This is a genomic window from Vicinamibacterales bacterium (genome assembly GCA_036496585.1).
In the GTDB taxonomy this organism is placed as follows: domain Bacteria; phylum Acidobacteriota; class Vicinamibacteria; order Vicinamibacterales; family 2-12-FULL-66-21; genus JAICSD01.
Genome location: DASXLB010000068.1, coordinates 65,893 through 76,523 on the forward strand (window position 1 = coordinate 65,893; position 10,631 = coordinate 76,523).

A 10,631-nucleotide genomic window follows, 5' to 3' on the forward strand; every position below is an offset into this window, starting at 1 on the left:
TATGCCCGAAGAAGCTGAGATCGACACCGACACCGTTCGCGAGCATCTGCATCATGCGGCGCCGAGCCCGCTGCTGCGACGCGTCGCCCTGACGACCGCACTGCTCGCGGCGCTGGGCGCGGTCTCATCGCTGCGCGCCGGCGACACCGTCAACGAGGCCCTCGTCCTGAAGACCGAGGCGGGCCGCCTGCAGGCGGAAGCGTCGGACCAGTGGGCCTACTATCAGGCGAAGGGCATCAAGGCCCAGGTACAGGCGTCAGCGGCGTCGGCGTACGAGGCCGCGGGCAAGAGCGTGCCGCCGGCGGTCGCCGCCGCGGTCGCCAAGTACGCCGAGGACCAGAAGGAGATCGAGCACGCGGCGCGCGAGAAGGAGCACGAGCGCGACGAGGCGTCGGCCCAGGCCGACCAGTTGTTGCAACGGCACCGCCGCTTCGCCAACAGCGTCGCGTTCATCCAGGTGGCGATCGCGCTGGGTGCGGTTGCGGCGCTCACCCAGCAGCGGTCTGTCTGGTTCGCGTCGCTGGCGCTCGGCCTGGCAGGACTCGGCCTGTTCGCGATCACGGCGCTGCGGTAACTCGACCTGCCGGCAGTCTACGGGTCTGGCTCAGCGCCTGGGTAGCCAGCGATGCCGATCACTGGCGATGTCACGACCGACGGGTCGTGCGAATGAGGTCGAAGATGCGAACGCAGGATATTGCCTACAAGGATGGTGAGGTCCCCCTCACTGGCTTTCTGGCTTGGGATGACACACGCGACGATCGGCGCCCGGGAATTCTCGTCGTCCATGGTGGCGCCGGCCTTGATGATCACGCCAGGAATCGCGCGCGCCGCCTCGCGGGACTCGGTTATGTGGCGTTCGCCTGCGACATGTACGGGGACGGCATCGCGGGCGACCGGCAACGCATCATGGCGCGCATCGCCGAGTTGCGCAGCGCTCCGGACCGGCTGTCCAGCCGTGCGCAGGCAGGTCTCGACCAGCTGGCCTCGCATCCGCGCGTCGACGGTCGCGTGGCCGCCGTCGGGTACTGTTTCGGCGGCATGACGGTCCTCGAACTGGCGCGCGCCGGCGCCGATCTGGCCGGAGTCGTCAGCGTGCACGGCAGCCTGCTGACGCCCCGGCCGGCTCGGGACGGGACGATCAGGGCAAGCGTGCTGGTTTGCCATGGCGCTCTGGATCCACACGTTCCGCTCGCTCAAGTCACCACCTTCATCGAGGAGATGAACGGCGCGCGTGCCGACTGGCAGCTCATCGCATACGGCAACGCGATGCACGGCTTCACTCACGAGGACGCCGCCAGCCATCCGATGCCAGGTGTGGCATATGACGCCCGCACCGACGCCCGGTCATGGACCGCGATGCACACCTTCTTCGAAGAAGTCTTCGCCCTCGACCGACACGCGTTCAATGATGAAGGGGTCGTCTAGCGGGGGCCTCGAGGCGGCCGGCGATCATCGCTGCTTCCTTCGCGCCAGCGTTGCAGCCGCAGCCATCAATTCCGCGGGTTCGATCGGCTTCGACAGATGCACTTCGAAGCCGCTCTGCATGGATCGCACCCGGTCTTCTGAACGAGCAAACGCCGTCAATGCGGCAGCCGGGATCTCTCGAACGGCAGCGTCTGTAGACGCTCGCACCTGGGCGATGAACGCAAAGCCGTCCATCGTGGGCATTCCCAAGTCCGCGATGAGGACGTTGGGCCGGTGCCGGTGAACCTTCTCGAGCGCATCGCGACCGTTGTCGGCGGTGATGACGGTGGCGCCTGTCGTCTCGAGGATCTCACGGGACAACGCCAGCGAATCCGGTTCGTCGTCCACGATCAGGATACGAACGCCATCCAACTTTGGAACCGATAGCTTGTTGCTCTGGCGTGATACGACCGGGTGATCGCGGAACTTCTCGTCAGCGGCCGTGTGCACGGTTCGCACCGGAAGCTCCACCCGGAACGTTGCGCCGCGGCCCACCCCATCGCTCAGTGCCGAGATGCGACCGCCTTGCAGCTCCACGAGATGGCGGCAGATCGCCAGACCCAGGCCGAGACCGCTGTGATGGCGATCCGCGCCCGCATCAGCCTGGCTGAAACGTTCGAACAGGTGGGGCAGGAATTCCGCTGGAATGCCGATGCCGTTGTCGCTGACGGTCAGCTCGATGTGCGAGTTCACCCGCTCCAGGCGGACCTGGACGCGCCCGCCCTTCTGGGAGAACTTGATCGCGTTCGAGCAGAGATTCCACAGGACCTGTCGAAGACGATCGGCATCGCCCGACACGAGTGTTCCGCGCGGATCGACGATGACGTCGAGGCGGATGCTCTTCGCGTCCGCGGCGGGTTGGGCCGTCTCGACCGCCTCCCGAACGATGGTGGACATCTCGATCGGCTGGACGTTCAGCCGCAGCTTGCCTGACACGATTCTGGACACGTCGAGCACGTCCTCGATCATCTGCGTCAGCGATGAGGTATTTCTCACGATCGTGTCGATGGCCCGGTGCTGCTTGTCCGGTGTCACCAGTCCGGCCTGCATCATCCGCGCATATCCGGCGATCGCGTTGAGGGGCGTCCGCAGCTCGTGAGACAACGTCGCCAGAAACTCGTCCTTCAGGCGGTTCGCGGCCCTCGCCATCTCCAGCAACCGGCGGCGCTCTTCGTCGGCGCGCGCGCGCTCGGTGATGTCCCGGGCGATTTTGGATGCCCCCACGACCACACCTTCGCCGTTCAAGACGGGTGACACGGTCAGGGAGACGGGAAACCGCGTTCCGTCCTTCCTCTGTCGAACCGTCTCGTAGTGCTCCAGCTTGTCGCCGCGGGTGATCCGCCGCAGAACGTCGTCCTCTTCGTGCTGACGATCCTCGGGAATCAGCATGCGGACGGACTTTCCGATCGCCTCCTCGGCGCTGTAACCGAACATCTGTTGGGCCGCCGCATTCCAGGATGTGATGGTGCTGTTGAGGTCCTTCCCGACGATGGCATCGTCACTCGAATCGACGATCGCCGCGAGCCGCAAGGCATCGCGCTGGATGCGTTGCGAGCGACTGAGGTCACGAGCGACCTTCGATGCGCCGACGATGGTGCCTGACCCGTCGCGGATGGGAGACACGGTCAGCGAGATCGGAACGAGGGTGCCATCGCGCCGCTGACGAACCGTCTCGAAGTGATCGACGGTCTCGCCCCGGCGAACGGCGCTGAGGACGCGATCCTCTTCCGTCTGCCGGTCCGGCGGGACGATGAGTCGGATTGACTGCCCGATGATCTCGGAGGCCGCGTACCCGAACAGCCTCTCCGCCGCGGCGTTCCACGTCACGACGATGCCGTCGAGCGTCTTGCTGACGATCGCATCGTCGCTCGACGCGACGATGGCAGCGAGATGGCGGGCATCGCGCTCCAACCGCTTCCCCGACGTCACGTCCCTGGCAATCTGCGCGACGCCGATGACCGTACCGTCAGCAGCCTTGATTGGGGAGGCGCTCAGCGAGATATCAACGGCGCTGCCATCCTTCGCCCGACGGGTCGTCTCGTGGTGGTCGACGGCTTTCCCCGCGCGCACCTGGCTGAAAATCTGGCTTTCCTGCTGCTGCAGCTCCGACGGGATGATGAGTCGAATCGATTGGCCGATGGCCTCCTGGGCACTGTAGCCAAACATGCGTTCGGCGGCTGCGTTCCACGAGGCGATCGTCCCGTCGAGGTCATGGGCAACGATCGCGTCGTCGGATGACGCGACGATGGCACTCAGGCTGAGCTGGCCGTCGTCCAGCGGGTTCGACACGAGTGCTACTGTATCGATCGCGCCACGAATTGGCGAACCTCCGCCACCGCTGTGGGCTACTCTGAGCGACGTATGCCCGTCCGATTCGGAGCGGTTCTGTCGATTGCGATGGTTGCGTCAGTGGTGAGCCAATGGCGCGATCCCTCACCGCACCAAGTGCGGTCCGTGACCGTGGATGGCACGACCCGACTTGAAGTGCTCGATTGGGGCGGTTCGGGCCGACCGGTGTTGTTTGTCGGGTGCTACCTGACTGCACACGTGTACGACGACATCGCACCGAAGCTCATCGACCAGTTTCACGTCTATGCGGTGACACGACGCGGCGTGGGCGCATCCGATCACGCCTCGACCGGCTACGACCCACAGCAACGCGCCGACGACATTGTCGGCGTGATCACCGCCTTGGGAATGCAGAAGCCGATTCTGATTGGCAACTCCTGCGGAGGGGCAATCCTGCACGCCCTCGGCGTGCAGCATCCCGATCGCATCGGCGGCCTGCTGTACCTCGATGCGGCCGAAGATCCGACGCTGAAGTTGTCGGACTACAAGAGCCCGCCCGTTGATCGGGCGCATCTGCCTCAACACGTTGAACGGAAGGACCCATCGCGGGCATTGCCGGAGGCCGAGACACGCCAGTTGGAACGGTGGCCGCTCGATCCGGCGATTCGAAAGGCGATCACCCAGGACAACAACATCCGCCCGGATTACGCGCACATCTCCGTCCCTGTGCTCGCGATCTTCAGAACTACGACGTGGGACGATGTACTTGCGGACTACCCGCCGAAAAACGACCAGGAACGTGCCGCGCTGGCCCAGGAGTATGCCGCGGGTGCCGCAATGCTCTCGAGATGGGAGGGCGATCTGCGCCGGGGCGTGCCGACGGCGCAGATCATCGAGCTGCCGGGCGCGAGCCTCTACATGTTCCTTACGAATGAAGCGGACGTCATCCGTGAATTGCGCGGCTTTGCGGCGTCGTTGCCGCGCAGTTGACCGCGCCGGCTGGCATCCTGACGCGGACTGAGTTGGCGCGCCCGGCAGGACTCGAACCTGCGACCCCCGGCTTAGAAGCGCTCGTCCAGAAGGTGCGCGGTCGAAGAGCCGCCTGAACCCCATGAGTTTGCGCTTTCTTGTCCTGTCACGCCGGAGGTCGCGAGTTCGAGCCTCGTCGACCCCGCTATTTATTCTTTACAAGCCAATAACTTCCAGACAGTCGATTGGGTTGGCCGCAACCCGGTCGATGGCTGGGGGTGCATTAGGAGTGCGGCGCGCTGGTCGTGCACGCGCGGCCGTTGGCATTTCCTCGATCGGCAGATGGTTGGCTGCGCAGTTGCCGCGGACGGTCATGGTATCGGACGCGACGTGCTGCCGTCCGCCTCGACGTGCATCGCGCGGCCGTCGGCATGATGCACGTCGACCGTCCCGTCGGGGTGACTGACCGTGTATCCGCCGTCATCGGTCGCAGTTCGAACCGAGTGGTGCAAAGGCGGAGCGTTGACGCCGCCTCCCGATTCGAGACTCGGCGGCGCTGAGCCGGTAGGCTGTCCGGCGGCGTTGTAGTTCGTGGTCGCTCCGTCCTGTGCGGTGATCGTCGTTGTGCCGTCAGCATTGCCGGTAACGAAGCGCCCATCCGGAAGCTGGGCGCCGTAGGTATCGGGGCCGGTGCTCGTGGCCGTCACCGTCGTGCCCTCCGGCGTCGTGACGTTGGTCGCGCCATTCGCTTGATTGATCGTCAGTCCTCCCGGTCCCGTCGATGCCGAAGGCGCGGGTGCGCCCGGAGCGGCGCTCGTGGGTGCATGAAGAAGATGATGAGCGGTCTCGGGCCCATGGCCCAGAGCGGTGCCGAGCTGGCGGAGAAGATGAAGGCCATGAAGGGATATCCCGTCGCCACCTCAATGAAGATGGACATCATGGGGCAGAAGACCACCAGCGAGACCGAAGTGATCGAGGTCCGCAGGGGGGTGATTCCAGCTTCCACGTGGGAGATCCCGGCCGGCGACACGAAGATCGAAAACCCCATGCTGAAGGCCTTTGACGGTCACGGCGGCCGCCGAAGCTGAGTCTTCGCCAGCACCCGGTTCTTTGGTCTCGGCGGATCCGCTACGACCGCGTCGTCGCGGCTGCTTCGGGTCGTGCCGCCCGGATGCTGAGACACACTCGCGACAAATCTTCCGACTTCGTCCAATCCAACTGCCGCAAGCGACGGGTCGGCGGCGCAGTGGTTATGAGACGTCGCAGGGCAGCACGGAAGCGCCGTCAGCCAGTGCTGGTCTTCTGCAGCAGCCGCAGGGCCGGAATCGGCAGACGCACCGGGCGCCGCGCACGTTTGAACGTTCGGGCGCGGCTCGCGAGCGGCTCTTCCACGTCCTGTTCGAGATACCGACGCTGCAGCCACCCCATCAGGATTTTCGGCAGCCGCGTCGTCCGGCGATCGGGATCGCCGTCCCACCGATGGATCTGACCGCCGTGCGGCAGATCCGGCGGCAGCGCCCGCGTCATGAGTTGCTCGAAGGCGCGGAAGCGCTCCGGGTCGAATGTGTGTATCACTTGGTCTCAGACGACTATAGGCACATCAGGCGGATTGGGCTGTGCTGGACAGCACACCCTCAACCCGCCAGGCGAGTGCGTGGCGAATGGCCACCGAGACCACAGCCACGGCGGGCACGGCGAGAAAGACGCCGGCGATGCCGCCAAGCTCGGCGCCAGCCAGCACCGCGACGATGACCGCGAGCGGATGCAGCGGCAGGCCGCGGCGAATCAGGCGCGGGTAGACGACGTAGTCCTGCACGATTCGCAGGACGCCGAGAAACCCGACCGCCCACAGGCCCAGGATCGGCGAGTGCAACGCGGCGGCAATCGTCACCACCACCGCGACGAGGAGCGGCCCGACGAGCGGAATGAACTCCAGCATTCCGGCCAGGATCCCGAGCGGCACCGGATACGGAATTCCGATCGCGGCGAACCCGACGCCGCAGGACGTCCCGACCAGCAGACACGCCAGCAGTTGCGCACGGATGTAGGCGGCCAGCGTCGCGTTGAGATCCTCGAACAGGCGGTGGCCGCGCAGCCGCAGCCGGTGCGGCAGGGCCGTGACGATGGTGCGGCGGATGTCCGACGCATCCTTCAACAGGAAAAACGCGAGAATGGGAACCAGCATCAACCACGGCACGCCGGAGAGACCGCGCGCCAACGACAGCAGCACTCGCTGTATCGCGTCGCCGCTCGCCGCGCCTGCGGCGAGCGCGAACTCGTCGATGCGATGCCGCAGCGGGATCGGAATCCGCATCCGCTCGTAGTAACGGGACCAGCCGTGCTCCCACGCCATGAACGACTGCGTCGATGCCGGTGCGGCGGAGACCATCTCGGTCACCTGCTCGGCCGCGATCGGCAGCAGCGCGACTGCCCCCGTCGCAGTCGATCCCGCCAGCACCAAATAAACGACGGCGATCGCGGCCGGCCTGGGAAGACGGACCCGGCGCGGCCCGATCCGGATCGGCCTCTCGGCCCCCTGCACCAGCGGCGCGACAAGGTAGGCGAAAAGGGCCGACGCAATCAGTACCAGGATGACCGACGCCAGCCGGTACGCGAGCCACAGCCCGACGGCCGCGGCCGCGACGATCAGAACGACGGCGAGCAGGACGCGGAGCTGCGACGGGAAGGCCCGCAGGGACTCGTTCACGATCGTAATCAGCGGGTCTTGGCCGCCTTGGCGAAGCGCTCCACTTCGTGCGCGGCGTGGGCGACCGCATCGGCCACGTCGTCGCGGACGTCCTGACCTTGCCGCGTCACTTCCGTGGCGGCGTTGGCGATCCGCGTCGTCACGTGGTCGTAGTGGTCGGTGACGCGCTGGCCGAGATCCCTGGCCGAGCCGGTGACGCGCTCACGCAGCTCTGCGGTGAGACGCGGCGCGAACCACAGCGCGAGACCGGCGCCGACGAACGCCCCAGTAAAGAGGCCGATGGCGAAGCCGTAGCCGGCGCGGCCGTCGGCGCGATGGTCCTGTTGTTGCGTGTTCATGTTCTGATGCTCCTGGGTGCCACTCTATTCCGCCTGCTCGCCACCGCCGTGTACAGAACCGCACAGCCAATTCGTGGGCGATAGTCAGAGACGACGCCGATGGCCCGCAAGAAACCGCCGGTGACGTCCACCACGACGCCGCCGTTCGACGTCGAGAAATACCTCGCCTCGACCGGTGATGCGCCGCGCATCCGGTCGTATCGCCGAGGGACCATCGTCTTTGCGCAGGGCGATCGCGGCCTCGACGTGAAATACCTGCAGAAGGGATCGATCAAGCTGTCGGTGCTCTCGCACACCGGCAAGGAGGCCGTGGTCGCGATGCTCGGCCCGGGCGACTTCTTCGGCGAGGGCGTGCTCGCGGGTCAGTCGATTCGGATCGCGACGGCGACCGCGGCGTCGGCGAGCAGCGTCCTGGCTATCCAGACGGATGCGATGAGCCGGCTGATCCACGAGGAGACGGCCTTCGCCGACCGGTTCATCGCGCACGTGCTCGGACGCAACATCCGGATCGAAGCGGATCTCGTCGACCAGCTCTTCAATTCGAGCGAGAAGCGTCTGGCGCGGACGCTGCTGTTGCTGGCGCGCTACGGCAAGGGCAACCCGCACCCGACGCTGCCGACTCGATCGCGGATCACGCTGCTTCACGGCGCGTCGGACGATTGCATCGAGCCGAACCTGTCCGCCAGGCTGGCCGGCGAAGGCGTCACTCACCTGCTCGTGCGGCCGGACAGCCGCGCCGGGCGCGCGTTCTTCGACCGGCCGCTCGCGCCAGGACTGCGCCTGGCCGCTCGTTTCAGGGACGGGCAGGTGTTTGCCGTCACCGCGCCACGGCCGGCGATCTACGTCGCGGCGATGACACGCTTCTGGCCCCGTGAGCACGATGTAGGCGGCACGTGGCGGTGGATGAGCGCCGATGCCGCATGGACGGTCGTCAACATCAGCGGCGGACCGATCGTCGCCGCGCTCGACCTTGAGCTGTCGGCGTTTCAGCGCCAACGGCGGCTGATCCTGATCTTCGACGGGCACGTCATCCAGACGCTCGCGGTCGATCCGATGCGACACGTCTACGAAGCCGGTCCATTCGCGATGACGCCGGGCCCGCAAGAGCTCGTTTTTCAGTCGGCGGAGCCGCCGGCCGCCGCCGCGACCGCTGCCGGCGCCGACCCGCGGCCCTTGTCCTGCGCCTTCGGCGCCTGGGTGTGGATCCTTCGGGGGCAACGGCTGTGATCAAGGCGGCGCGATACCGCGAATTCTGGGCGCGCGTCGGCGAGCGGTTTCCGGATCTGGACGGCGCCGTCTCGACCCGCTACTACGCCGAAAACGAGCGGCGTCTGTTCACGGAGCACTTCCCCGCGCTCGACGGACTCACAATTCTCAAGACGGATCTCTGGGACGAGGCCAAGAACACGCGCATCCTCGCATGGGCCGGCCGGCGAGGCGCGCATACGTTCGGCATCGACATTTCGAGGCCGACGGTCGTCGCGGCCGGGGCGGCGTTCGAGGCTTGCGCCGACGGCGGAACGTCCCTTCTCGCGTCGGTCGCCGACGTTCGCGATCTGCCGTTCGCCGAGGCGTGCTTCGACGCCGTCTACTCGATGGGCACCATCGAGCATTTCGACGAGACGGAACGCGCCGTCGCGGAGATCGCACGCGTGCTCAAACCGGGCGGCCGCGCGATCGTCGGCGTGCCGAATCGACGTGATCCGTTTCTCAGGCCGCTGTTCGCGGCGCTGCTGCAGGCCCTGGGCCTCTACGGGTACGGCTACGAGAAGTCGTACTCACGCCGCGCGCTGCGGCGCATGCTCGAGGATGCCGGGCTGGAGGTCGTGGCTGAAACGGCGATTCTGTTCGTGCCGGGCTGGCTGAGGATGGCGGAGCTGGCCTGTCACGCGTGGTGCCGGCCGCTCGCGCCGGTGATGGGCGCGCTGGTTCGTCCGTTCGTCTTTCTCGATCGCCACGTGCCCGCGGTCCGCAGACATGGCTACCTGCTGGCGACCGTCGCCACCAAACGCCTCCGATAGTTCAGCCCACCCGCTCGAACGCAACCGTGCGGGCAAAGAGATTCGGCGTCGCCCTGCGGCTCGCCTGGAGCCAGACGCGCGACTGGGCCGCGGGATCGTCGTCGCGGTCGTTCGACCACCAGTCCGCGTTGACGCGCGCCGGCGCCGGCAGGCTGAAGCCCGTCAGATCCTCGATCTCGGCAAACGTCAGCACGACCAGGTCGGCATAGCGACCCTTCAGATACGCGTACAGCGCGGCATACTGAGATTCCGGTGCAGATAAGGTCATGGCTGCGATGCTAGCGCGACCGCGGCCGGATTGGACGTACCGAATTGCACTGTGCGTTACTGAACAGCTCGCGACGCGGCGCCTCGCGTACGCTCGGCAGCTCGAAAGGAAAACATGCTGTCAACAATCGTCGTCATTCTGCTCGTCCTCTGGCTGCTCGGCCTCGTCACTTCGTACACCATGGGTGGACTCATCCACATTCTGCTGGTGATCGCTATCATCGTGGTGCTGGTCCGGGTCATCCAGGGCCGCAATCCCATCAGTCTGTAATCGAAGGGGCCCCAATGCCGCGCGGCGCGTGCGTCAGACGCGCGCCGCGAACACCATCTGCCGGATGCTGCGCAGGATGTCGGCGGTCGGCGCGTCCTCGAACGTCCGATTGTGAATGAATCCGTCCGCCGACACGCCGGGGCCGGACCATCCTTTCACCGCCCTGGTCTGGTGGCGGTGCGTCACGTTGACGTGCAGCTGCGGGTCGCCGGCGATCTCGAACAGCGAGACTTGATAGTGCTGCGCCGCGGGGACGGCGAAGGCGTCAATGCCTTTTTCCAGCGTCTGCACGTCGGCCGTCCAGG

General features: G+C 66.3%; 14 protein-coding genes. 7 read left to right on the top strand and 7 right to left on the bottom strand.

Going from position 1 to position 10,631, the window contains the following annotated elements; translation table 11 throughout:
- The first annotated feature begins 1 nt into the window (after position 1).
- The gene (locus tag VGI12_19810) at positions 2 to 574 is read left to right on the top strand and encodes a DUF4337 family protein (GenBank protein ID HEY2434928.1); all 573 of its coding nucleotides are present in this window, start codon (positions 2 to 4) and stop codon (positions 572 to 574) included.
- A gap of 104 nt (positions 575 to 678) precedes the next feature.
- On the top strand, positions 679 to 1,425 hold the full coding sequence (locus VGI12_19815; protein HEY2434929.1) for a dienelactone hydrolase family protein: 747 nt from the start codon (positions 679 to 681) through the stop codon (positions 1,423 to 1,425).
- Between the two features lie 24 nt (positions 1,426 to 1,449).
- On the opposite strand, the gene VGI12_19820 is transcribed toward VGI12_19815, so the two are convergent.
- Complete coding sequence (locus VGI12_19820; protein ID HEY2434930.1) at positions 1,450 to 3,753, bottom strand: PAS domain S-box protein; 2,304 nt, start codon at positions 3,751 to 3,753, stop codon at positions 1,450 to 1,452.
- Positions 3,754 to 3,825: 72 nt separating this feature from the next.
- Between VGI12_19820 and VGI12_19825 the strand changes: the two genes are divergently transcribed.
- Entirely contained in the window at positions 3,826 to 4,743 is a 918-nt protein-coding gene (locus VGI12_19825; protein HEY2434931.1) for an alpha/beta hydrolase, read from the top strand.
- 350 nt (positions 4,744 to 5,093) lie between these two features.
- Here VGI12_19825 and VGI12_19830 read toward each other — a convergent pair whose 3' ends face one another.
- Positions 5,094 to 5,429, bottom strand: a complete 336-nt coding sequence (locus VGI12_19830; GenBank protein HEY2434932.1) for a hypothetical protein — start codon at positions 5,427 to 5,429, stop codon at positions 5,094 to 5,096.
- Positions 5,430 to 5,546: 117 nt separating this feature from the next.
- Between VGI12_19830 and VGI12_19835 the strand changes: the two genes are divergently transcribed.
- On the top strand, positions 5,547 to 5,810 hold the full coding sequence (locus VGI12_19835; GenBank protein HEY2434933.1) for a hypothetical protein: 264 nt from the start codon (positions 5,547 to 5,549) through the stop codon (positions 5,808 to 5,810).
- A gap of 196 nt (positions 5,811 to 6,006) precedes the next feature.
- Here VGI12_19835 and VGI12_19840 read toward each other — a convergent pair whose 3' ends face one another.
- The 3 genes from VGI12_19840 to VGI12_19850 are packed head-to-tail and all read right to left on the bottom strand — an operon-like array spanning position 6,007 to position 7,767.
- Positions 6,007 to 6,297, bottom strand: coding sequence for a hypothetical protein (locus VGI12_19840; protein ID HEY2434934.1), 291 nt, complete (start codon positions 6,295 to 6,297; stop codon positions 6,007 to 6,009).
- Positions 6,298 to 6,322: 25 nt separating this feature from the next.
- Positions 6,323 to 7,429: an AI-2E family transporter gene (locus tag VGI12_19845; GenBank protein ID HEY2434935.1), complete on the bottom strand. Its 1,107-nt coding sequence runs from the start codon at positions 7,427 to 7,429 to the stop codon at positions 6,323 to 6,325.
- 8 nt (positions 7,430 to 7,437) lie between these two features.
- Positions 7,438 to 7,767 carry a YtxH domain-containing protein gene (locus VGI12_19850; protein ID HEY2434936.1) on the bottom strand — a complete coding sequence of 110 codons (330 nt, stop codon included), beginning with the start codon at positions 7,765 to 7,767 and terminating at the stop codon, positions 7,438 to 7,440.
- Between the two features lie 99 nt (positions 7,768 to 7,866).
- Here VGI12_19850 and VGI12_19855 point away from each other — a divergent pair, with 99 nt between their 5' ends.
- Both VGI12_19855 and VGI12_19860 read left to right on the top strand, forming a co-directional pair.
- Positions 7,867 to 8,994 carry a cyclic nucleotide-binding domain-containing protein gene (locus VGI12_19855; GenBank protein HEY2434937.1) on the top strand — a complete coding sequence of 376 codons (1,128 nt, stop codon included), beginning with the start codon at positions 7,867 to 7,869 and terminating at the stop codon, positions 8,992 to 8,994.
- A complete protein-coding gene (locus VGI12_19860) occupies positions 8,991 to 9,788 on the top strand; it encodes a methyltransferase domain-containing protein (protein HEY2434938.1) in 798 nt (265 codons plus the stop codon). Before VGI12_19855 ends, VGI12_19860 begins: the two co-directional genes overlap by 4 nt.
- Position 9,789: 1 nt before the next feature.
- Here VGI12_19860 and VGI12_19865 read toward each other — a convergent pair whose 3' ends face one another.
- Complete coding sequence (locus VGI12_19865; protein ID HEY2434939.1) at positions 9,790 to 10,056, bottom strand: hypothetical protein; 267 nt, start codon at positions 10,054 to 10,056, stop codon at positions 9,790 to 9,792.
- Between the two features lie 114 nt (positions 10,057 to 10,170).
- Here VGI12_19865 and VGI12_19870 point away from each other — a divergent pair, with 114 nt between their 5' ends.
- A complete protein-coding gene (locus VGI12_19870; GenBank protein ID HEY2434940.1) occupies positions 10,171 to 10,326 on the top strand; it encodes a lmo0937 family membrane protein in 156 nt (51 codons plus the stop codon).
- A gap of 33 nt (positions 10,327 to 10,359) precedes the next feature.
- Here VGI12_19870 and VGI12_19875 read toward each other — a convergent pair.
- Positions 10,360 to 10,631 (bottom strand): hypothetical protein (locus VGI12_19875; protein ID HEY2434941.1); only part of this gene is annotated, 272 nt, incomplete at its 5' end.